A 22,670-nucleotide genomic window follows, 5' to 3' on the forward strand; every position below is an offset into this window, starting at 1 on the left:
GGTGGACCACAACTCGGTCAAAAGCCCCTCAAGGAACGGATGGCAACCATGGTTTATGATCCCGACAACATCTTCGCCAAAATTCTGCGCGGCGAGATACCTTCGTCAAAAGTTTACGAAGACGCCGACACACTGGCCTTCATGGACATCATGCCTCGTGCCGATGGGCATTTGCTGGTGATCCCCAAAACGCCCTGCCGCAATGTGCTGGATGCCACGCCCGACCAACTGACGGCGGTCATGAACACCGTTCAAAAGATGGCTCGTGCAGTGATGAAAGCCTTCGACGCGGACGGTGTAACCATTCAGCAATTCAACGAAACCGCAGGCGGGCAGGAGGTTTTCCATCTCCACTTTCACGTCCTGCCGCGTCATGACGGCGTGTCGATGCGCCCACCTGGTAAAATGGGTGATTTCGACCTGATTGCCGAACATGCGGAGAAGATACAAATCGCTTTGTAGTCAATATCTTACGGTCTGTTTGTGAGGTGATAATCCGGACAATTACCCACACCCGCCCGCGCATATCGCCGTGATCGGAGACAAGAAAACCCGAAACCCCTCCTTGGGACCGACCAAGTGACTCAATAGCCGGATAACGCAGAAATCGCCTGCTCCCTTGCAACGCGAATTGGCCATAAGATTAAGCGGGAAGGGGGAAATGAATTGCCGTTCCGATTTGGGGTCGGAACGGCAGACTCGTAACCAAACACTTCTCGGATTTCGAGGGCGAGCCCTTGATCACCGGTTTAACATACCACTCACTCTTGATTGGCAGTTTCATATTACTCGTTAACAACTCCGGTGTATCCTAGAGAATTAAAATTTGCCTAAAGAATACCGTAAAACTGGATCGTTCTTGGTAAATTGCGACGTGTTTCGGAAACAGAGCCTTCCGCCCATCCATATTGTTGTATCAGGGAGCGACAGAATCTGATTCGACGACTGCTGAACACCAGACAGAATCAGGTTTCCGAAGCGCCAAAAACCTCCTCAAAGGTTTTCTTCAAGGCCGCATCAAGATCATCCATGGTGACCGGAAGACCCAAATCCACCAACGAGGTCACGCCGTATTCGCTGATTCCGCAGGGAACAATGCCCGAAAAATGCTCTAGGTCCGGTTCGACATTGACCGAAATGCCGTGAAAACTGACCCATTTTCGCAAACGCAAGCCAATTGCCGCGATCTTGTCCTCTGCCGGTTTGCCGGTCACCGTCAGCGGTTTGTCGTCGCGCCGCACCCAGACACCAACGCGCCCGTCGCGTATTTCGCCGTGCACGTTGAATTCGGCCAGTGCTGATATCACCCAGTTTTCCAGCTGCTTCACAAATTGGCGCACGTCGCGCCCGCGCTTGTTTAGGTCCAGCATGACATAGGCCACACGCTGACCGGGCCCGTGATAGGTGTACTCGCCGCCGCGTTTGCTTGCATAAACCGGAAAGCGGTCAGGATCGGTCAGGTCTTCGATCTTTGCCGACGTGCCTGCCGTATAAAGTGGCGGGTGTTCCAGCAACCAGATGCACTCCGCCGCGTCACCGCGCGCAATCCCGGCGACGCGCGCCTCCATAAAGGCGGTGGCGTCGTCATAACTGGTCAGACCATCGGTGATTTTCCATTCCATGGCGGCCTCATATCCGCCCAAAGCGGGCAGGGGAAGAGGGGTCAGGCCGCTTCGGCCAAACACTGTTGCAGCACCCGAGAATAGGTATCGACGCCTTGTGCGCCCGTCAGCAGGTATTTTCCGCCAAATACCATGGACGGCACACCAGAGATCCCCCGGCTGGTCCAGAACTGCTGTTTCTCTCGCACCAAAGCGATATGCTCCCCGGTCTCAAGCACCTGCCGTGCGGAATCAGGGTTCAGCCCGGCAGAAGTAACAGCCTGCAACAGAACCTCAATGTCGGAAACATCCTGTTGCCGGGTGAAATACGCGTCGAAAAGCGCAAGTTTCAATTGATGTTGCAGGCCCTGACCTTCGGCCCAATCCAGCAACTGATGCGCCTTGAATGTATTCACGATCCGGCTGTCTTCATCAAAGTTGAAGGTGAACCCCAGTTCCGTCCCGATCGCCGTTAGCCTGTCGCGTGCCTGCTGGCTCTGTTCAGGGGTCGAGCCATATTTCTCAGTGATGTGTTCCCGCAGGTTCTGCCCTTCAGGCGGCATGTTCGGGTTCAATTCGAACGGGTGCCAGCGAAGTTGGGCCTGGATGCCCTGCTGTTTCAAAGCCGCATCAAGCTGGCGAAACCCGACTATGCACCACGGGCACACGACGTCTGACACGATATCGATTTGGATGATGGGGCGGGTGTCGGGCGAAGTCATCTGCGGCTCCTGTCAGATCGAAACTGTGTTGTTTACCGGCTTAGATAAGGCTGCTGCGAAGGTTTTTAAACCAGCGTGTTTTTGCCTCTTCACATCGCGCGCGCCAACGTCTATACGCCGCTCTACCAAGTCACTGGCAGTGCGGTCGTGGCGGAATTGGTAGACGCGCAGCGTTGAGGTCGCTGTGGGGTAACTCCCGTGGAAGTTCGAGTCTTCTCGACCGCACCAAATCTTTTCGCATCCTGTGAAGCGCGGATCAGCTTTCGCGAAGCTGACTTTGCCGTTCTGGTCTGTTCTCTTGCATTGCAAATCCGTGGCCCGTAACTAAGCCAGGTGTCGGGAAGCGCGCCATACCTCTGCAATGATGCGATTTTTCCCTTCGTCCTGAATTTGCGGGCCGTAATTGCGGGTAGGTGCGATGAGACTTGTCATATCAACGATGAAAGACGAGGGGCCGTTCATCCTTGAATGGATCGCCTATTACCTTTCGATCGGGTTCACACATTTCATCGTTAACTCGAATGACTGTTCTGACGGCACCGACGCGATCCTGAAAAGATGCGAGGAGCTGGGTTTTCTGGCGCATATCGATAACCCCGGTCCCTGGAAGCATGGGCCGCAGGCGTCGGCCTATGCGAACGCTATGGAACATCCCTGGTACGCTGAAGCCGAGTGGATTCTGGTTTGTGATGTGGATGAGTTCTTAGACATCCGTGTTGGGGACGGGACGTTGGACGATCTGTTTCGCACCTTTCCACATGCAGATGGCTTTGCCGCGATATGGCAGATGTTCGGGCACAATGGGATTGTCGAGTTTGAAGACAAGTTTGTAATCGAACAATTCACATATGCATCAGAGTTGGGGGTGGTCACGCCGCAGAATGTGCGTGCCTTCAAATCGCTTGTCAGAAACAATGGGTCTTATCGGGCAATCAACACACATCGTCCGCGTGGCCCAGTCGTTGGCAAGGCCGAAAGCTTTGCATGGATTGATGGTGACGGAGATCCCTTGCCACCTGCAATGCGACGAAACGGTTGGTCCCATTCCACTACTGGCGCGGCCTTTGGGCAGCAGTTTTTCAGGATGAACCACTATGCCGTCCGGTCCATTGAGAGTTATCTGATGAAGCGGTTGCGGGGGGATGTAAACACAACCGCGTTTCATCCCAAGATGGAGGCAACGGGACAAGCCTATTGGCACATGCATTGCTTCAACAAAGTTGAAGAATTATCGATCCTTTCCAAATTGGACCGCCTTGTAAAATCGTATGATGAACTACGTGCGGATGGTGTTCTGGGAGACTTGCACGAAAAAGCTGCTGCTTATCACATGCGCCGTATCTCGGGGATACGTGAAACAGAGGCCGCGCAGGGATTCATAACTCGGTACAAGAATTTTGCCGGGGGGCGATATATAAAGGCGCTGGATCTGGGCGTGATGGAAGAAGGCGATCTTTCCTTTGATGCGGAGACCTACAAAGACCCTGAAGTTTCTTTCGCGCAAGTTGCGAAATGGACGCGTTTGGGCAAGATGTCCAAACCTGAAAACTCACGACCCAATAACTACCCCTGGTTTACCCGGCTGGATTCTCTGGGAACGGCCATGGAGTACGAAGAAGCGGCGGCGCAGCATGCATTAATCACTGATGCAAAACAGGTGGACTTGCCGTTCGATCCGAAGGACCCATCTTTCCTGCCGCAAGTGTCTCCGGAGGTTGAAAGAACGAAAGAGCAGCGACAGCGGTTCTTGCGGTCAATTAGTGGCAAGAAGAACTGGGTTTTGATCGGGCATGTCGAAACCGAAATCGTAGAAGAAATACTCGCATTGGATGCAGTCGCGCAATTGACAATCATCGGGCCATGGGGGCTGTCGTGGGATACGTTCGCCTGCAAGGATACAACGCAAGATAGTAATCTACAGGCCCTGGATCGCACGTTCTATGCATTGCTGGAGTATTTCCGCGAACCGATCATTGCGGGGCGTCTGAGGGTCTACCGAGCGCTGCCGCCTTTGATGCTGAAGTTGTTTCAGGATCAAAGTGTGGGCGTCGTAATCATACGCGGCGTTCGCGCCGAGCGTGTCATGTTGCAATTGTTGAACCGGATCGACAGGGTTCTGGCTCCGGGCGGAAGTATCGCCTTTACATCCTACAGGCGGGGCAAAGGGTCTTATTCCGGCATGTCTTCGGCTATTAACCGTTTTCTCGCGAGCAAAGCGAGTGACTATCGGATTACAAGCCTCGAGCCTCCGTGGCTTGGTATCGACAAGTTGCCACCACTTTCCAAATACGACACATAGCTTCTGGTTCTTGAAGCAACGACATGTTAGCCATTGCCCAATAAACAAAACGGGTTTCGTGTGAATTCAATACCCGTCTGCAAGTGAGGTCGAGATGTCAAACGAACCCAGAGTGTTCGGTGCTGTTCCCGGCAGCCGGAATAAACCGAACGCAGACAAGGCAACCAAGCGCAAGAATACTAAAGACGCGATCCGTCGTACGTTCCTGACGCGCCTTCCCAAGGGCGGGGTGGCTGTTGAGATCGGCGTCTGGCAGGGCGAGTTTTCTCCGACAATCCTGAAATTGCTTGAACCCAGTCAGTTGTTTCTGATCGATCCCTGGAAACATATTGGCGAGGAATCGCATACAACGGCGTTTGTCGGCCGGACCGAAGACGAAAAGATGGAAGCCATCTTCCAGAAGGTCGTCGCGTCCTTCGAAAAAGAGATCGAGGAAGGCAAGGTTGGCATCATTCGCGATTTCTCGGTGCCGGCATTAAAGCTCTTTGACGATGAAAGCATTTCATTTGCCTATGTCGATGGGGATCATTCTTACGAGGGCGTTACTGCGGACCTGGAGGCGTTGTTTCCCAAGATCAAATCGGGTGGGATCATGGCGTTCGATGATTACCACCGTCGCGGCTGGTGGGGTGATGGCGTGATCCGGGCCGTCAACGAGTTTCTGGGCAAACACCCCCGTGAATTGCGTATCCGGGCAATTGCTGGTGCGCAGATCGCTATTGAAAAAATCAACCCGCAAGATGACAGCAAGAAACAGGGCGACTGAGCGTCTGGGGTGAATGGCAGCGATGAACAAGCCTGAAAAAATCCTCATCTCTGCGATGAAAAATGAGGGCCCATATATTCTGGAATGGGTGGCTCATCATAAAGTTTTGGGTTTCGACAGGATCATTGTTTACACCAACGATTGCACGGACGGTACGAACAGAATTTTGCGCCGCCTTGAGGCCCTGGGTCATGTTGAGTTTCACAGGAACCGCGTGGGAACGGGCGGGATTCACAGATCAGCACTGAGGCAGGCCCGCCGTTTGCCCGTCGTGAAAGAAGCCAAGTGGGTCTATGTCTGCGATGCGGATGAGTTTCTGAATATTCATGTCGGAAACCATAAGGTGAACGACCTGATTGAGGCCACACCAGGCGTGGATGTCATTTCCATTCCATGGAAGATATTCTCGAACAGCGGTCGCCATGTGTTGCGCGACGCGCCAGTGACGCAGCAGTTTTTTGATGGTGAGTTAGAGTATGAGCAGGGCGGGGCGGGGCGCCGGTTCGTCAAATCGCTTTTCCGACAGGGCGAAGTCTATCTCCGCTATGGTATGCACAACCCGCATCCCAAATCCGAGTTTGAGGCAGGTGTATTCCGGTCTGTTCCCGGGGGGCACGCGAAAGAACCCGCACCTTTTGGGAATCACGTTGCACCGCCTTTTGGATTTGAGATTGCACAGATCAATCACTATGCGGTCCGCTCCACACAAGCCTATCTGGCCAAGCGCAGCCGTGGGCGAGCTAATCACTCGTCCCAGACGTTGGGAACGGAATACTGGGACCGTTGGAACAGGGGTGGCGCGGCGGATGAAACGATCCTCAGGTACAAGGACGAAGTTGACGCATTGATGGCGGAGTTTCAGTCCGATGGGCGGCTAGCCCGGCTACACCGAAAAGCATTCCTGTGGCATAAGGCGTTGATCGAAGACCTTCTCAAACAGCCGGAGTACAACGCGCTTTACCAGACGCTTGTTAATAAACCGGCTGTAGAATTTGTTGCAAAAGACCGCGGATTGCACGCACGTCTTTCGGCTGACAAGCAACCGTCTTCCAGCGAAAAACAGCCTGAATCCTGACAAACTCGCCCTCGGAGAAACTGCATATGGCTGCGGAAAATACTCTTCCCACAATCGGAATGCTCTGGTTGGAAGGTCCTCTCAGTTTTCTGGAACAGATGTGCCTTTTGTCGTTTGTCGCGAACGGACATAGGGTCGTGCTGTTCCACTACGACGAAGTCGAGAATGTACCCGAAGGTATCGAACTGATTTCGGCGAACGAAGTTCACGAACCGCAGCGGTTCATCATGAACAACCAGTTCAAAACACCGGTTCCGCAATCTGATATTTTCAGGCTGCAGTTGATGCAAAAAACCGATTTTCTCTGGTGCGACACGGATGTGATTTCTTTGAAACCGATCCCGAAAGCGGAACATATTTTCGGTTTCTTCAATCGCAATACGATCTGCAATGCGATCATGCGGTTGCCGTCAGACAGCCCCGCATTGAAAGCGTATACGGAATACAGTCTTGATCCATTCCCGATCCGACCATGGGTAGAAGGTGAGGAACGCGAGAAGCTGGAACGCCAGAAAAAGGCCGGTGAGTTGCCTCATGCCTCGGATCAGGCACACAGCGTTTACGGACCCGGTGTCATGACGTGGTTTCTGCGACATCATGGCGAGATTGAACACGCTAGCCCACCCCCGGTGTTTTATCCTTTGCCGTTTCGGCAAACGGGGCAGGCGAACGACATTCCAGCGCGGGAGTTTCGCAAAAAGTACCTTACGGATCAGACGCAGGCCGTCCATCTTTGGGGCCGTCGGATGCGTTGGTGGATTGCCAAGGGTGTAAAACGTCATTCATTTCTGGATCGAAGGCTGCGCGGTTTGGGGATCAGTCCTGCCAATGCACCTTTGCCGCGCAGAGGGCGGGGCGCGCCGCAGAAAATTGAGTTTCCCGACTCGCTTCCGGACTTGCGGATCAGCAAAGAGGAAATCAGTGAGGCCACCAACGGCGTGATGTCCGTAGCTCAGGTCGCAAATTCTGAGCAGTTCTTCAAATTGGCCCAGGTTGAATTGGATAAGATAAAAGACAAAGGGCTTTATGGGGTGAATGACAAACCCCAATCGGGTCATCAGCGAGGTTGGGATCACTATGCCAATGACGCATTGCGGTTGAATGCCATGTCTATGTCGTTGTCGAGGTTTGCCAACAATCAGCGCTATTTGCCTGATTTGAGCAACCCCAAGACCGTGACTGAGAAGATGCTGGTCATGAAGTTGTTTGCCGAGATGCCCGAAGTGTCGGCGGCGGATAAGTTGACGGCGGAAAGTTATATCCCAGAACCAGCCAGGAACCTTGTTACACCGGTGAAGCGCTATTGGGTTTCATCGTCGCCTGAGTTGCCGGAAGACCTCGATCTCGAGCCCGGCAGCTATTGGCTCAAATGCAATAACGGGCAGGGGCAAAACCACAGGATCACTTGGCCCATGAACACAGAAGACCGCAACCTAGCCAAGGAAAAGCTTACCAACTGGAGCAATAAACCCATTCCCCACGGCTTCTGGGCGGCAGAATGGTGGTATTCCACGATCGAAACGCGCTATTTCCTTGAAGAGGATCTGGCGGCTGAAGGTCAGGACATCATCGATTGGAAATTCTGGGTTGTCGCCGGAAAGGTCCAGATTGTTCAGGTCGACCGGGACCGCTCTCGGGGGCATGTGCAGATGATCCACGACCGGGATTTCAACTTTATCCCGAAAGAGCTGTACTTCCAGACAAGCGATGACACCGAGCCCAAGCCAGAGGTCTTTGACGATATGATCGCAATAGCCGAAGCGGTTGGGCAACGTGTCGAGTTTGCGCGGGTGGACCTCTATGTAATTGGCGACAAGATATATCTTGGCGAAATCACGCTCTGCCCGTTTGGCGGAAAACGCAAGATGCGTACGCCCGAACTGGATGTGCAGATGGGTGAGGCCTGGGTTGGCACCCGTCTGTTCCCGAACTGATCAGGTTACTCGACGGCGATTTCCTGACGCAGCTTTCCTGTTGTCTTGTCAAAGATCAGGACGCGGTTGTCGTCGGTCACGACCGCATACCAGTTGGACCCGATGGTCAGGGCCTGTGCCCGGGCACCGTCGGGCAGGTTGATCTGATCTGGCAAGGCAGGTGCGCGGTCCGATAGGCGGATGACAATCAGGGCGAATGTCACTAGAACCCCGCCAATCATCACCGCGGTCAGCAGCATGACCATCCGCCGCAGCAATCGCAGCTGTGGGGTTTCCTGCGGTTCTTGGGGTTCGGAAGGGACAGTCATGGGCACCCGCCAGATTGAGTTTCAGATTGCGGCTGATCCGCCGCCTCGCCTTGATAAGGCGCTTTCCCGCGATGTGCCAGACGGTGAAAACCTGTCGCGCACGCGGCTGGCGCGCCTGATCGAGGACGGCGCGGTTTGGATTGACGGAACCCGGACGCAGGACCCAAAGGCCAAGGTGTCCGAAGGGGCGCAGGTTGTCATAACTGTGGCCGAGGCGGAAGACAGCCACATCGGTGCTGAAGACATCCCGCTTGAGGTTGTTTTCGAAGACGCAGACGTGATCGTCGTTAACAAGCCAGCAGGTATGGTGGTGCACCCCGCGCCGGGCTCGCCCTGGGGTACGCTGGTCAACGCCTTGTTACACCATTGCGGTGACGCTTTGTCAGGTGTTGGGGGGGTGAAACGCCCAGGTATCGTTCACCGGATCGATAAGGAAACCAGCGGTCTTCTGGTGGTCGCCAAGTCAGACGCCGCACATCTCGGGCTGGCCGAGCAATTCGCAGCACATAGTGTCGAACGCTATTACCGCGCTGTGTGTTACGGGGTTCCGGATGCAAATGATCCCCGTTTGCGCGGCGTCAAAGGTGTCAGTTTTGAACCGGGAAACATCATGCGTGTGACCACCCAGCTTGCGCGGCACAAGACCGACCGTCAAAGGCAGGCAGTGTTGTTTCATGGCGGGCGCCACGCGGTGACACGCGCGCGGGTTGTTGAGACATTTGGCACGCCTGCTGGCCTGGCTTTGATCGAATGCTGGCTCGAGACCGGGCGAACGCACCAGATCCGCGTTCATATGGCCCATGCCGGGCATGGGCTTGTCGGGGATCCGGTCTATGGTGGAAAGCGGAAACTGGCGACCAAGGCGTTTGCGCCTGCCGCTGCCGAATGCGTGTCCGGCTTTCCCCGGCAGGCGCTTCACGCCGCCGTATTGGGGTTCGAGCACCCGGTGACCGGCGAAAACCTGCGGTTTGAAGCCGAACTGCCGCAAGATATGGAGAACCTGATTGCCGCGCTTCGTGCACCGCTGACATAATAAGCAAAGTCCTGTGAGTAAGGGTTTCTTATCTTTCCTTCATGAAAGATTAATTTCAGACTGTTAGCAGCACCTCTTGAACAGGATGGGTTCCTTACCCATATCCCATGTTAAAGACTTAAACATTTGTCGGAGGGACATCATAATGGCAAATTACGCAAATCTCCCCGCGCCGACGCCCGAGGGCGGCCTGAACCGCTATATGCAGGAGATTCGCAAATTTCCCCTGCTTGAGCCAGAAGAAGAATACATGCTGGCCAAGCGCTGGGTCGAAGAGCAGGACACAGAAGCCGCGCATAAGATGGTGACATCGCACCTGCGGCTGGCGGCCAAGATTGCCATGGGGTATCGCGGCTACGGTCTGCCGCAAGCCGAAGTGATTTCCGAAGCCAATGTGGGCCTGATGCAGGCGGTCAAACGTTTTGACCCTGAAAAGGGTTTCCGTCTGGCCACCTATGCCATGTGGTGGATTCGCGCCTCGATTCAGGAATATATTCTGCGGTCATGGTCGCTGGTGAAATTGGGCACAACTTCGGCGCAGAAAAAGCTGTTCTTTAACCTGCGTAAAGCCAAGGCACGTATCGGCGCACTGGAAGAGGGCGACTTGCGCCCCGAAAACGTCGCGCAGATTGCCAATGATCTTGGCGTGACCGAAGAGGAAGTGATTAGCATGAACCGCCGTATGTCCGGCGGGGACGCGTCTCTGAACGCCACGGTCGGGTCCGAAGGCGAAGGCACGATGCAATGGCAGGACTGGCTTGAGGATGAAGACGCCGACCAGGCCGGAGATTATGAGGCGCGCGATGAACTGGAAGCGCGTCGCGAGTTGCTTGCTGCGGCGCTGGACGTGTTGAACGACCGTGAAAAGGACATCCTGACTCAGCGCCGCTTGCTGGATCAACCGGTTACGTTGGAGGACCTCAGCGCCCAATACAATGTCAGCCGCGAGCGGATCCGTCAGATCGAAGTTCGCGCGTTCGAGAAGCTGCAAAAGAAAATGCGGGATCTGGCACGTGAAAAAGGGATGCTGGGTGTCAACTGACCACAATACCAGCCTGCAATAGCTGCGGGCTGGTTTTTACACTTGTGCGAAGAAACCGCCTCTTCGCGCACGTGTCCGGCGCGTCCTGACAGATCATTACCTGCTGAACGCGTACGGCCGCTATCCGGACTGTGAAGCCAAAAGAATGGCCGCAGGGCCAAAGCTATGGTACTGCAAGGACGCGTTTCATTTCGATGACGGTGTAACAGGTCGATCCTGCGGACCTCGCAGGGGCACGAACCCTTTGGGGTTCAAACATCTATGGAGAGCGTTATGCAAAAACCGGTTCAGTTTGGCGTGTTAGGTGCCGCGAAATTCGCGCGTGAATACATGGCACCGGCGATACATGCCGCCAACGGGGCGCGACTGGCTGCACTGGCGACGTCAGATGCGGTAAAGGCTGAACCGTTTTCGTCTTTCTGTCCCGACCTGAACGTGTTCGAAAGCTATGATGCGCTGTTGGCGGACCCTGGTATTGATGCGGTTTACATACCACTGCCCAACCATCTTCATGTGGAATGGAGCCTGAAAGCGCTGGATGCCGGCAAGCATGTGCTGTGCGAAAAGCCGATGACAATGAAGGTGGACGAGTTTGACGCATTGATCCAAAAGCGCGACGAAAGCGGCTTGCTTGCCGCCGAGGCGTATATGATCGTGCATCACCCCCAATGGCAATTGGCACGCAAACTGATTGCGGATGGTGCAATCGGCAATCTGGTGCACGTAACCGGAGCGTTCAGTTTCGACAATCGGGCAGATACCCAGAATATTCGTAACCGCGCTGAAACGGGCGGCGGCGGATTGCGAGACATCGGTGTTTACGTAATTGGCGGAGCCCGGTTTGCAACGGGGCAGGAACCGGTGGCGATACAGTCAGCCATCCGTTGGCAGGATGATATCGACATCTTCACCGAAATTCGCGCGCAGTTCCCCGGTTTTACCTACTCAAGCTACGTGTCCATTCGGATGCATCCCCATCAGGAAATGGTGTTTCACGGGGAAAATGGCCTGATCCGCCTGACTACACCGTTTAATGCGCGTGTGTTTGGTGAAGCCCGGGTCGAGTTGCACCGCCCGGGGCTTGAGGTGCTGGTCACCCGGTTCCCCGGCGCAGACCATTACAAGCTTCAGGTCGAGGCCTTTTACCGCTCGGTCAGGGAAGGGGCAGAATATCCCTGTCCGCTGGAATTCTCTCGGGGGACGCAAGAGGTGATTGACCGCGTGTTCGAGGGCGCAGTTTCGCTGTAACTTGCCCTTTGCGCGCAGGCTCGGCTATCCTTTTGCTTACGTTTAGCAGGAGATGACCCATGGCCGGAGGCTGGGCGCGCGACGGCGCAGTAAACGAACAGATCGAAGCGTCGATTTCGGATGAACTGGCGCGGATGCAGGCGCAAAAGCGGCCTGTTGGTGAAAGCCTGACCCATTGCGCCGAATGCGAAGAGCCGATCCCTGAAAAACGCCGCCTTGCTTTGCCGGGCGTGAAGCTGTGCCTTGAGTGCCAGCAGGAACGGGATGGTGCGTTCAAGGCACGTGGCGGCGTCAATCGGCGAGGGTCGAAGGACAGCCAGTTGAAGTGATCTCAGGTGCGGCTGCTTTGAGCCCAAAGCGGACACTCGCTCAATCTTGATTGGGTGTCGATTATTATCCCACAACCGTTTTATTGACTGATCGGTTGCCAGAATCGCAGTCTTAGGTGATCCTTCAAGAAATCGAAGGATCGCAATATGTTTAGGTTTCTATTAATTGCATTCGGTATTTGCGTATCTACTTCAGCGTTAACGCAAGAGTCGTCTGAAGATGTAGCGGCAAAAGATGATACCTCGGCGACCTCGTCCAGTCTGCTAACTGACGCTGAGTTGCAGACATTGGTCGCCCCGGTTGCTCTTTATCCCGACACGTTACTCATACAGATATTTGTCGCGGCAACCCAGCCATTGGAAATTGTTAAGGCTGAACGGTATTTGCTCGATAACGCCGACCGCGACCCTGTTGAACTGGAACCGGAAATCGATGCAATGGGATGGGATCCTTCTGTCAGTGTGTTGGCAACGGCGTTCCCCCAAGTTGTTGGTCAGATGGCCACCCATATCGACTGGACCGAGACAGTTGGCACTGCCATGTTGGCCCAGTCCGACGATGTGATGGATGCGGTGCAGGTCATGCGGGATCAGGCAATTAACAGCGGCGCTCTTGTTTCAGGGCCCGAGCAAACTGTCGAAGTGTCTGACGACGACAACGTAGTAATTACACCGACAGAACCCGAGACGGTATACGTTCCACAATACAATCCCGAGACGATTTATACTGGCCTGTCAACCGGGGATGTTGTGGGCGCCGCACTACTGACTTTTGGCGCTGTTGCCCTGATCGACGAAATTTTTGACGACGACGATGATTGGAACGACTACTGGGGGTGCCGAAATTGCGGTGGCTGGGGCGGCGGTCCGATTTATAGAAATCCAGACATCGACATAGACGTGGATGGCAACGTCAATATCGGCAATGATATAGATTTAGGTGACCGAACGGATATCGGATGGAACCCCGATCCTGACCGGCAACAGGAGGCCCGAAACAAAATAGCGGACCACAAAAGACCCGAAGGTGGCCGTAGCGACTTGCCGGTTAACCGTCCTGACGGTCGCACGGATGAGCTGCGTGCAAAGTTGAGCCGAGAATCCGGTGCTGCAGATATTAGCCGGGACCGCGGGGCGGCTGCAGCCGCAGTCGGTGCGGGTGCAGGGGCTGTAGCAGGCGGTGCCTTGGCGAACCGGAACAACGCTAATCGGGACAAGGCTGCCGCAAAGCAACAAGCCATTGATCGCACCAAACGTCCAGATTCAGCGAAAAAGCCAGTCGCACAAAGACCGCAGACCGCCAAGAAGCCGCAGGCGAAGAAAGCCGCATCGACGCAGCGCAAGCCCGCGGCATCCAAAGGGCAAGCGATGAAGAAAACGGCGTCCGGCGGCAGAACTCAAAGCGCGTCCAAGCGTGGACACGCCGCTAAAGGCAAGCGGAGACGGTAAGATGCGTAGATCAGTATTTTCAATTTTGTTGCTTGCCGCGACCACAAGCCCGGCCCTCTCTGAAGGAGCCAGATTTGATACGCCGCAAACCGCACTGGATGCTTTTGTTGATGCGTTGAAGGCTAATGATCAGAGCAAGCTGATCGAAATTTTCGGGCCTGAAGCCGAGGATCTGGTTGGAACGGGTGATCCGACGGAAGATCAAGAAAGAAGGCAGGAAGTGCTTGGCATGTATGCCGAGGGGTATCGTTTCCGGCCTGAGGACGATGGCGTTGTACTTCTTCTAGGTGAAGACGGTTGGCCTTTTCCTATCCCAATTCTGCGTACAGATGACGGTTGGCGCTTTGACCTGGAGGCTGGGATCGAGGAACTTTCAGCTCGTGAAATAGGCTTGAATGAGTTGGAAGTGATCGAATTGCTTGAGGCCTATGTTGACCTGCAGGCAGCTTTCCGGCTTGTGGACCATAACGGGAATGGCGTTATGGAATTCGCTCAGACGATCATTTCCGATCCGGAAGAGCAGAACGGTCTCTTCTGGCCTGGAAAAGACAGCTTTGTCGGTGCAGCGCTTGCCCGCGCCGCAGCTTCGGGGTGGAGTGACGGTCAGGTTGACTATGAAGCCGAACCGTTTCTTGGCTATTATTACACAATCCTGCAAGAGCAGGGCCCTAACGCTCCAGGGGGTGCCTACCCCTATTTCGTCGGGGATCACTTTGTTGCAGGACATGCCTTGCTGGCAATACCGGCAGACTACGGAGAAACTGGTATTCATTCCTTTCTGGTAGGCGAAAACGGCATAGTCTACGAGGCAGATTTTGGCCCGGAGACACTCAGTATTGCATCTGAAATTTCTGCTTATGATCCAGACACGAATTGGTCACAGGTCGAGTAATATTTGGATTGAAAGTGTCGCTTAAGCTCTGCGCTTTGCTGAGGCCACTATTTGCGGTTCGTGTGACAAGCTTCAGTTCGATGGTTACGTGTACCCGAATAGGTTCAGCCAGGATCGCTCTTGCAACACCCATTGTGACTGCGAGCAAATTGCCCATCTTACGACTTGATCCATTCTTCTGCCTTCACACGTTTCGACTGAATGACTGAAAAGTCCGCTTAGCGGGCATTCAGGAGCCCCTTGGGTGTGACATTGCCAGGCATGGCAGGTTATTTCAGCAAGGCAGATGTCGCCACCCTCTGTCGAGGGCGTCTCAGCCCTCCATCGCCTCCAGTTCGTCAATGAAGCCTGAGATCATCGACAGGCCTTTGTCCCAGAACTTGGGATCGCTGGCGTCCAGGCCGAACGGGGCCAGCAATTCCTTGTGGTGCTTTGATCCACCTGCACGCAGCATCTCGAAATACTTGTCCTCAAACCCGTCGGCGCCGCTTTCGTAAACGGAATAGAGCGCGTTCACCAACCCGTCGCCGAAGGCGTAGGCATAGACGTAGAAGGGCGAGTGGACGAAGTGCGGGATGTAAGCCCAGAAGGTCTCGTACCCGTCCATGAATTCAAATGCGGGGCCAAGGCTTTCGGCCTGAACGCTCATCCACAGGGCGTTGATGTCATCCGGGGTCAGCTCGCCCTCACGTCGGGCGGCGTGCAGCTTGCATTCAAAGTCGTAGAAGGCGATCTGGCGGACCACCGTATTGATCATATCTTCGACCTTGCCGGCCAGCAGTACCTTGCGCTGTTCCGGGGTTTCGGCCTGGTCCAGCATCTTGCGGAATGTCAGCATCTCACCAAAGACCGAGGCGGTTTCCGCCAACGTCAGCGGGGTGGATGACAGCATCTCGCCCTGACCGGCGGCCAGCACCTGATGGACGCCATGACCCAGTTCATGGGCAAGCGTCATCACATCGCGCGGTTTGCCCAGATAGTTGAGCATCACATAGGGGTGGACATCTGTAACTGTCGGATGTGCGAAGGCCCCCGGCGCTTTGCCCGGTTTCACCGCCGCGTCGATCCATCCTTTTGAGAAGAAAGGCGCCGCGATTTCACCCATCCGGGGGTCAAAGGCATTATACGCGTTCATCACCGTCTTTTGGGCCTCTTCCCAATTCACGATACGCGTGTCTTCCATGGGCAGGGGCGCGTTGCGGTCCCAGACCTGCATGACGTCCAGTCCAAGCCACTTGCGCTTCAGCTCATAATAGCGATGGCTCAGCTTGGGGTAGGCGGCCACGACCGCCTCGCGCAGGGCCTCGACCACTTCTGGTTCGACATCATTCGACAGGTGACGCCCGGTCTGAGCGGTCGGCATCTTGCGCCAGCGATCAACGATTTCTTTCTCTTTGGCCTGCGTGTTGTGAACGCGGGCAAAGGTTTTGATATTGTCCTGAAAGACCGATGCCAGTTCACGCGCCGCGGCCTCACGTTTCGCGCGGTCCTGTTCCGTCAGCAGATTCAGGGTGCCTTCGATGTTCAGTTCTTCACCGTCGACATGAAAGGCCAGTCCGGCAATCGTTTCGTCGAACAGACGTTCCCACGCGTCGCCGACAACCCCCAGATCATGAAGGAACTTTTCCAGTTCATCAGACAGCTGATAGGGCTTCATTGCGCGGATGCGACGGAACACAGGTTCGTAGCGGGCGAGATCCGTGTTCGCCGCAAAATGCGCTTTCAGAACATCGTCTTCGATCCGGTTGATCTCGAGCGTGAAGAACACCAGCGGAGTGGTGAAAATCGTGATCTTTTCCTGCATGTCCGACAGGAATTTGGCGCGCTCTGCATCTGTGGTCAGTTGATAATAGCGCAGACCGGCAAAGGACATGATACGCCCGGCGATGGCGTTGATCTTTTCGTTGCGATGCACACAGGTCAGCAGGTCTGCGGCCTCCAGATCGGCCAGCTTGCCTTCGTAATCAGCAGCAAACGCGGCACATTCACCTTCCAGCCAATCCAGATCGCGCGCTAATTCGGGTGCGTCTTCCGAGGTATAGAGATCGCTCAGGTCCCATTCCGGAAGATTGCCCAGATTGCCGGAACCACCGGTTGCGTTCGCGTCACGGACAGGGAAGGGAAGGTTGCGCATGGGTCACCTTTAGTAGACTGCTTTTGCAAACATCTAGGGCTGGCGCGCCCGGATCACAAGCGGCCAATCCCAAAGGTGAAAAGGTTTACGAGGAAACCAGCTTGGAAGCGCCATTGGCCTGGTTGGCCAGAAAATGCGCCGCGATCTGGTCCAGAACAGGCCCTCGAACCTCGGGTGCTTCCATCAGCACCTCGTGTTCACCATACGGAATTTCGATCAGCGTTCCGTTGGGCCAATTGGCCATGCGCGCACGAATTGCCTTGCGGTCCACAATTTGCTCATGGCTGCCCAAAAATGTCAGGCAAGGAGTTTTCGGGGCGGGCTGTTCCATCAACCATGCACATTCGTCCAGCGACTCGCGCAGCCACAGGTTTGAAGGGGCACCCAGCGCAAGTTCAGGATGTGCGTTCAACTGATCCTGCATCATCCGGTACATGTCCGGGTCACGGGTCAGCATATTTCCTTCGAAAGGTTGCGACAGGACATAGCTTTTGAGCGTCGTGGTGGGGGGGGTGCGCTCGCCCAGGCCAAGCGCTGTGCCCCAATAGGCCGTCACGCGGCTTAGGGGTTTCATGACCGGAGTGAAGAAAATTCCCCACATAGGGCCCGTGAAGGCACACGCAGCAAAGCAGCCATTCTCGATGACGGCACGCAACCCGATTGCACCGCCCATCGAATGCCCGACCACGTACCACGGTTTCGGCAGGTCCAGCGCGCCTGCAAGTTTCAGGGTGACCTGAACGTCCTGCTGGTAATCGGTGAACTGATCGACATGTCCGACCCGAGCATCGTCCAGCAACCGATCTGCAAGACCCTGACCGCGCCAGTCGACGGCCAGCATGGCGAACCCACGCTCTACGAATTCGCTGGCAGTATTGCCGTATTTTTCTATGTATTCCGTGCGTCCCGGAAACATCATGACAGTGCCATGTGCCTTTCCGCCCAGACGCCAGTGAGCAACGCGGATGCGTGTTTGATCCGACGTCGTCAACCAGTGGGCCTTTCCACCGGCGGGGCCGCCGGCCACGTCTTCAAACAAAGGGGCCGGCGAGAACTCCATCAGGCCAGTACCGATGCCAGCTTCATGGCAACACCCATGTCGCCATCAATGCTCAGCTTGCCGGACATGAACGCACCTGTCGGGTTCAATTCACCGCTGAGGATTTGTTCGAACGTGTCGGCATCCGCGCTTAGGGTGACATCAGCATCATCGTCGCTGACCCGCGCGCCGTTGGAATCCAGGACAATAGCCCCCAGATCGGCGATATCAAACTTGGCCGAGGCATCAAACGCGCCGCCTTCCAGTTTTTCATTCAAAGCGGCGGCTGCCTTTTCAAGTGTCTCGCGCATGTTTTTCCTCATATTGTTAGTGCGCCGTGAATGGACATCCCCGGTCGCAACGCTACACTGACTATTGTTATGAGCATTGCAATCTACAATCTCAAAGGTACCGTCGCGGCACTTTTTGTCCTAGTCACGATTTCCTCCACTTGCCTCGCGCAACAGGCGGATTCACGGGACGAGGGCGAATTGCTGCAACAACTTGCCCAATCGACGCCCGATCAGGCCATTGCTCTGGATCGGCAGTTGCAAGCTCTGTGGGCCCAGTCCGGTTCAGCATCGGCCGATCTGCTGCTGGAACGTGGACGCGAAGCGTTGGATGACGGAGACGTAAGTGCGGCACTGGAACATCTGACCGCCCTGACGGACCATGCGCCCGATTTTGCTGAAGGCTGGCACCTGCGCGCTTCGGCCTTTTTCGGGATCGAACGGTTTGGCATGGCCGCTGCCGATCTGGAACATGCCCTGACCCTGAACCCCAACAATTACGAGGCAATCTACGGTCTGGGCCTGATCTTTGAGATTATCGGACAACCTGACAAAGCTTACGAGGCCTATTCACGGGCATTGGCTATACATCCCCACCACGAAGAAGTAACCAATGCGGTGAATCGACTGAAGCCGCAGATTGACGGCGCAGCGCTGTAAGGTCCGGGCAGGGGGCAAAGGTGAGCGGGTCATCCCGAATAGTGGCCGTTTTGGGCCCTACGAACACAGGTAAAACCCATTACGCAATCGAACGGATGCTGGGATACCGCACAGGTGTCATCGGTCTGCCGCTGCGTCTGCTTGCGCGCGAGGTCTACGATAAGATCGTCGCCATCCGCGGGCCGTCGGTTGTTGCGCTTGTCACCGGTGAAGAGCGGATCGTACCCCCCCGGACCCAGTATTGGGTCTGTACTGTCGAGGCGATGCCCGAAGGTATGGGTGCGGATTTCGTGGCGATTGATGAAATCCAGTTGTGTGCCGATCCCGAGCGCGGCCATGTCTTTACAGATCGCCTGCTTCGGTCGCGCGGAACAAACGAGACGCTTTTTCTTGGCTCTGACACGATGCGCGGCCCGATTGCGGCGCTGGTGCCCGAGGCGCAGTTTGTCCGACGCGAGCGGATGTCGCAGCTGGTCTATTCCGGTTCGAAGAAACTCAGCCGGATGCCGGCCCGCAGCGCTATTGTCGGGTTTTCGGTAGAGAATGTGTACGCCATCGCGGAGCTTCTGCGCCGACTGAAAGGTGGTGCGGCCGTGGTCATGGGGGCCCTGAGCCCACGGACGCGGAATGCCCAGGTGGAACTTTATCAAAATGGCGAGGTTGATTATCTGGTTGCCACAGATGCCATCGGCATGGGCTTGAACCTGGATGTAAACCACGTTGCATTTTCATCCCTGACCAAATTCGACGGGCGGCGGATGCGCCCGCTGGCCCCGAATGAGCTAGCCCAGATCGCAGGCCGGGCCGGGCGTGGCATGTCGGACGGCACCTTTGGCGTGACCGGAGAGGCACCGCCGCTGGACGAAGGTGTCGCGCAAGCAATCATGGACAGCCGGTTTACGCCGATGAAAAAGCTGAACTGGCGGAATGCCGCTCTCCGGTTCGGTTCGATTGATGCGCTGATCAGCTCGCTTGAGGTCAGCCCGAGTGACGAACACCTGATCAAAGCCCGCCCTGCTGATGACCTGAATGTGTTGAAATCGCTGTCACAACAGGCCGAGATTGCCGCCCGCGCAAGTGACGGTCCATCCATCCGATTGTTTTGGGATGTGTGCAGAATCCCTGATTTTCGCGGCATCAGCCATGCAGAGCACGCCAGCCTTCTGGAAGTGATCTATGGCCACCTGCACGAATGCGGCAGTATTCCTGATGATTTCATGGCCCGGCAGATACGGCGGATTGACCAAACCCATGGGGATATCGATGCGTTATCCAAAAGGTTGGCATATATTCGCACCTGGACATATGTTGCGCAACGAAACGGTTGGGTGCGTGACGAATCACATTGGCGTGACGAAACGCGCACTGTAGAAGACAGACTGTCTGACGCACTACATGAGCGACTGACTCAAAGATTTGTGGACCGGCGTACATCGGTTTTGTTGCGGCGGCTCAAACAGAAGGAGGCCCTTTTGGCCGAAGTAAATGACAAGGGTGAAGTGACCGTCGAAGGCGAATTCGTCGGTCGTCTGGAAGGGTTCCGGTTCAGCCCGGACAAAAGCGCGCAAGGAACCGAGGCGAAAGCGCTCAAATCGGCATCTTTGCAAGCACTCGCGCCGCAATTCCATCTGCGTGCCGATCGCTTCTACAATGCGCCCGATACCGAAATTGATTTCACCGATCAGGGTGGCCTGATGTGGGGCGAATATGCCGTTGGCAAATTGGTTGCCGGGGCCGAACCTCTCAAGCCCGTGGTCGAGGTTTTTGTGGATGAGGCCGCCGGTCCGGATGTCGAACAGAAGGTGCGGCGCCGGTTGCAGCATTTCATCGACCGCAAGATCGCTGCGCTGTTCGAGCCGTTGCTGAATCTGTCGCGCGACGAGGAACTCAACGGTCTGGCGAAAGGGTTTGCTTTCCGCATGGTCGAGGCGCTGGGCGTTCTGCCGCGCGCCGGTGTCGCGCAAGAGGTCAAGGATCTGGATCAGCACGCCCGCGGCGCCTTGCGCAAGCATGGTATCCGGTTTGGCCAGTTCACCATCTTCATGCCGCTCTTGCTGAAGCCCGCACCGACGCGTCTGCGCCTAGTGCTATGGGCGCTGTATGGCGGTTTGCAGGAATTCCCCGAAGCACCGCCTCCTGGGTTGGTAACAGTGCCGGTCGCCAAGGATGCACCGCAGGGTTACGATACCATGTGCGGCTACCGCGATGCGGGCGACCGATCGATCCGTATCGATATGCTGGAACGTCTGGCGGACATGCTTCGTTCGGAAGATAGCCGCGGCGGGTTCGAAGCCAAGCCGGATATGCTGTCGATCACTGGCATGACGCTTGAACAGTTTGCAGACCTGATGCAGGGGCTCGGCTACAAAGCCGAGCGCGGCGAGCGTGACAAGGTCAAACCGGCACCGGCAGAGCAGCCTGAGACAGAGGCGGCTGAACAAGCCGTTATCGATGAGACGCCAGCACCTGACGCGGCCTCAGAAGAGGTCGCCGCGCCAGCCGAGGCCACCGAAAGCACTGAGGCGGCAGCAGAGGTCGTCGCAGAAGGTCAGGTTGCGGAACGTGCGTCGGATGAACCCGAGGTTGAAGTGTTTTACACCTTCACCTGGGGTCGTCAGCGCCAGCCGAACCGTGGCCCGCGCCGCGAGCCGGGGCAGGGCAAGGGGAAACCACGGGGCAAACCGCAGGACGGCCGTGGCAAACCGCACGGCAAGAAGGGCGGCAAGCCGCAGGGTGCCAAGACCTTCTCATCACGGCCACCGAAAAAGGAAAAGGCCATTGATCCCGACAACCCGTTCGCCGCAGCGCTTATGGGTCTGAAGGACGGCAACTGACGCAAGATGGCCGAGGCCAAACTGCGAATTGACAAATGGTTGTGGCAGGCGCGGTTCTTCAAGACCCGCAGCCTTGCCGCCAAACAGGTCAGTGGTGGCCATGTCCGGCTGAATGGAAACCGGGTGCTGAAACCGGCGCAGACCGTGGCCCCCGGTGACGTTCTGACCTTCTCGCAGGGCCGCATTGTCCGCGTGATACGTGTGGAAAAACTGGGGGAACGCCGCGGTCCGGCGCCCGAGGCGCAAACGCTGTACTTTGATATGACCGAAAAGCAGGAAGCGCCTCTTGTAAATCCGGGATTCGAGGGAAAAGGTCGACCAACCAAGAAAGATCGACGCGCTATTGATCTTTCTCGCCCGGAAGATCACTGATCCTGTCTTGAAGAGCGGGCCAGACTGAATTAGCTAGTCGCTCAAACCGCAAACAGGAATCCGACCATGACCTATGTAGTCACCGAAAACTGTATCGCCTGCAAATACACCGACTGTGTCGAAGTGTGTCCGGTGGACTGTTTCTACGAAGGTGAAAATACGCTGGTCATCCATCCTGACGAATGCATTGACTGCGGCGTGTGCGAGCCCGAGTGCCCCGCCGACGCGATCCGCCCCGATACCGAGCCAGGTATGGAGGAGTGGGTCGAGTTCAATCGCAAGTATTCCGAACAATGGCCGGTGATCGTCACCAAGAAAGACCCGCTGCCAGATGCGGAGGAGCGTGACGGTGAAGAGGGCAAGATGGAGAAGTATTTCTCGGAAGCGCCCGGCGAAGGCGGCTGAGTGATTCGTTCCAAGCGGCCTGTTTTGGCATAAAGACCGCGGCACAACCTGTTGAATGCAGGTTGAATATGATAAATTCCCGTAAGGTAAACTTTCGGGCGTCGTAAATTTGTGATATACTATACCTACATGATGACCGAGATTGGGATGCGCTCCGTAAGTATGCTCACTTTGGAGTTCTGAATTTGTGACAATATCGCCGCCTGACGGGGCTGAGACAGTCCCCGCATGTGGTGCT

The 22,670-nt window shown here is 55.8% G+C and carries 21 protein-coding genes and 1 tRNA gene; 16 read left to right on the forward strand and 6 right to left on the reverse strand.

The window, feature by feature from the left end:
* The first annotated feature begins 39 nt into the window (after positions 1-39).
* Positions 40-462, forward strand: a complete 423-nt coding sequence (locus tag AC2FLO_RS10165; RefSeq protein WP_480583665.1) for an HIT family protein — start codon at positions 40-42, stop codon at positions 460-462.
* Positions 463-965: 503 nt separating this feature from the next.
* Here the strand turns inward: AC2FLO_RS10165 and lipB are convergent.
* Both lipB and AC2FLO_RS10175 read right to left on the reverse strand, forming a co-directional pair.
* Positions 966-1,622: a lipoyl(octanoyl) transferase LipB gene (lipB, locus tag AC2FLO_RS10170; RefSeq protein ID WP_480870258.1), complete on the reverse strand. Its 657-nt coding sequence runs from the start codon at positions 1,620-1,622 to the stop codon at positions 966-968.
* Between the two features lie 41 nt (positions 1,623-1,663).
* On the reverse strand, positions 1,664-2,323 hold the full coding sequence (locus tag AC2FLO_RS10175; RefSeq protein ID WP_496752905.1) for a DsbA family oxidoreductase: 660 nt from the start codon (positions 2,321-2,323) through the stop codon (positions 1,664-1,666).
* 141 nt (positions 2,324-2,464) lie between these two features.
* Here AC2FLO_RS10175 and AC2FLO_RS10180 point away from each other — a divergent pair.
* The 5 genes from AC2FLO_RS10180 (at position 2,465) to AC2FLO_RS10200 (ending at position 8,397) form a co-directional block, all read left to right on the forward strand.
* Positions 2,465-2,551 (forward strand) — tRNA-Leu (locus AC2FLO_RS10180).
* Between the two features lie 190 nt (positions 2,552-2,741).
* Positions 2,742-4,622, forward strand: a complete 1,881-nt coding sequence (locus tag AC2FLO_RS10185) for a glycosyltransferase family 2 protein (RefSeq protein WP_496752904.1) — start codon at positions 2,742-2,744, stop codon at positions 4,620-4,622.
* Between the two features lie 94 nt (positions 4,623-4,716).
* Positions 4,717-5,388 carry a class I SAM-dependent methyltransferase gene (locus tag AC2FLO_RS10190; protein WP_496752903.1) on the forward strand — a complete coding sequence of 224 codons (672 nt, stop codon included), beginning with the start codon at positions 4,717-4,719 and terminating at the stop codon, positions 5,386-5,388.
* A gap of 22 nt (positions 5,389-5,410) precedes the next feature.
* A complete protein-coding gene (locus AC2FLO_RS10195; protein ID WP_496806706.1) occupies positions 5,411-6,463 on the forward strand; it encodes a glycosyltransferase family 2 protein in 1,053 nt (350 codons plus the stop codon).
* A 26-nt stretch (positions 6,464-6,489) separates the two neighbouring features.
* A complete protein-coding gene (locus AC2FLO_RS10200) occupies positions 6,490-8,397 on the forward strand; it encodes an ATP-grasp fold amidoligase family protein (protein ID WP_496804338.1) in 1,908 nt (635 codons plus the stop codon).
* Positions 8,398-8,402: 5 nt separating this feature from the next.
* On the opposite strand, the gene AC2FLO_RS10205 is transcribed toward AC2FLO_RS10200, so the two are convergent.
* Positions 8,403-8,705 carry a DUF6476 family protein gene (locus AC2FLO_RS10205; RefSeq protein ID WP_480476592.1) on the reverse strand — a complete coding sequence of 101 codons (303 nt, stop codon included), beginning with the start codon at positions 8,703-8,705 and terminating at the stop codon, positions 8,403-8,405.
* On the opposite strand from AC2FLO_RS10205, the gene AC2FLO_RS10210 reads away from it, so the two are divergent.
* The 6 genes from AC2FLO_RS10210 to AC2FLO_RS10235 all read left to right on the forward strand — a co-directional run bounded on the left by AC2FLO_RS10210 (position 8,704) and on the right by AC2FLO_RS10235 (position 14,698).
* Complete coding sequence (locus AC2FLO_RS10210) at positions 8,704-9,738, forward strand: RluA family pseudouridine synthase (protein ID WP_496752900.1); 1,035 nt, start codon at positions 8,704-8,706, stop codon at positions 9,736-9,738. The genes AC2FLO_RS10205 and AC2FLO_RS10210 overlap by 2 nt on opposite strands.
* 145 nt (positions 9,739-9,883) lie before the next feature.
* The gene (gene rpoH, locus AC2FLO_RS10215; protein ID WP_496752899.1) at positions 9,884-10,780 is read left to right on the forward strand and encodes an RNA polymerase sigma factor RpoH; all 897 of its coding nucleotides are present in this window, start codon (positions 9,884-9,886) and stop codon (positions 10,778-10,780) included.
* 273 nt (positions 10,781-11,053) lie between these two features.
* Positions 11,054-12,028 carry a Gfo/Idh/MocA family protein gene (locus tag AC2FLO_RS10220; protein WP_496752898.1) on the forward strand — a complete coding sequence of 325 codons (975 nt, stop codon included), beginning with the start codon at positions 11,054-11,056 and terminating at the stop codon, positions 12,026-12,028.
* Positions 12,029-12,087: 59 nt separating this feature from the next.
* Positions 12,088-12,357, forward strand: coding sequence for a DksA/TraR family C4-type zinc finger protein (locus AC2FLO_RS10225; protein WP_496752897.1), 270 nt, complete (start codon positions 12,088-12,090; stop codon positions 12,355-12,357).
* Between the two features lie 147 nt (positions 12,358-12,504).
* The gene (locus AC2FLO_RS10230) at positions 12,505-13,806 is read left to right on the forward strand and encodes a DUF3300 domain-containing protein (RefSeq protein ID WP_496752896.1); all 1,302 of its coding nucleotides are present in this window, start codon (positions 12,505-12,507) and stop codon (positions 13,804-13,806) included.
* Positions 13,772-14,698, forward strand: coding sequence for a DUF2950 family protein (locus AC2FLO_RS10235; protein ID WP_496752895.1), 927 nt, complete (start codon positions 13,772-13,774; stop codon positions 14,696-14,698). The genes AC2FLO_RS10230 and AC2FLO_RS10235 overlap by 35 nt, the downstream gene beginning before the upstream one ends.
* A 313-nt stretch (positions 14,699-15,011) precedes the next feature.
* On the opposite strand, the gene AC2FLO_RS10240 is transcribed toward AC2FLO_RS10235, so the two are convergent.
* From AC2FLO_RS10240 to AC2FLO_RS10250, 3 genes are all read right to left on the reverse strand, one after another.
* On the reverse strand, positions 15,012-16,832 hold the full coding sequence (locus AC2FLO_RS10240; RefSeq protein WP_496752894.1) for a M3 family oligoendopeptidase: 1,821 nt from the start codon (positions 16,830-16,832) through the stop codon (positions 15,012-15,014).
* Positions 16,833-16,917: 85 nt separating this feature from the next.
* Complete coding sequence (locus AC2FLO_RS10245; RefSeq protein WP_496752893.1) at positions 16,918-17,892, reverse strand: alpha/beta fold hydrolase; 975 nt, start codon at positions 17,890-17,892, stop codon at positions 16,918-16,920.
* Entirely contained in the window at positions 17,892-18,182 is a 291-nt protein-coding gene (locus AC2FLO_RS10250) for an SCP2 sterol-binding domain-containing protein (RefSeq protein WP_496752892.1), read from the reverse strand. Before AC2FLO_RS10250 ends, AC2FLO_RS10245 begins: the two co-directional genes overlap by 1 nt.
* 69 nt (positions 18,183-18,251) lie before the next feature.
* Between AC2FLO_RS10250 and AC2FLO_RS10255 the strand changes: the two genes are divergently transcribed.
* From AC2FLO_RS10255 to fdxA, 4 genes are all read left to right on the forward strand, one after another.
* Positions 18,252-18,821 carry a tetratricopeptide repeat protein gene (locus AC2FLO_RS10255; protein ID WP_480583722.1) on the forward strand — a complete coding sequence of 190 codons (570 nt, stop codon included), beginning with the start codon at positions 18,252-18,254 and terminating at the stop codon, positions 18,819-18,821.
* A 20-nt stretch (positions 18,822-18,841) separates the two neighbouring features.
* The gene (locus AC2FLO_RS10260) at positions 18,842-21,655 is read left to right on the forward strand and encodes a helicase-related protein (protein WP_496752891.1); all 2,814 of its coding nucleotides are present in this window, start codon (positions 18,842-18,844) and stop codon (positions 21,653-21,655) included.
* Positions 21,656-21,661: 6 nt separating this feature from the next.
* Positions 21,662-22,027, forward strand: a complete 366-nt coding sequence (locus AC2FLO_RS10265; RefSeq protein WP_480583727.1) for an RNA-binding S4 domain-containing protein — start codon at positions 21,662-21,664, stop codon at positions 22,025-22,027.
* A gap of 66 nt (positions 22,028-22,093) precedes the next feature.
* Positions 22,094-22,432 carry a ferredoxin FdxA gene (gene fdxA, locus AC2FLO_RS10270; protein WP_170616129.1) on the forward strand — a complete coding sequence of 113 codons (339 nt, stop codon included), beginning with the start codon at positions 22,094-22,096 and terminating at the stop codon, positions 22,430-22,432.
* Positions 22,433-22,670 lie beyond the last annotated feature (238 nt).

This window comes from Ruegeria sp. TASC047, from assembly GCF_059612445.1.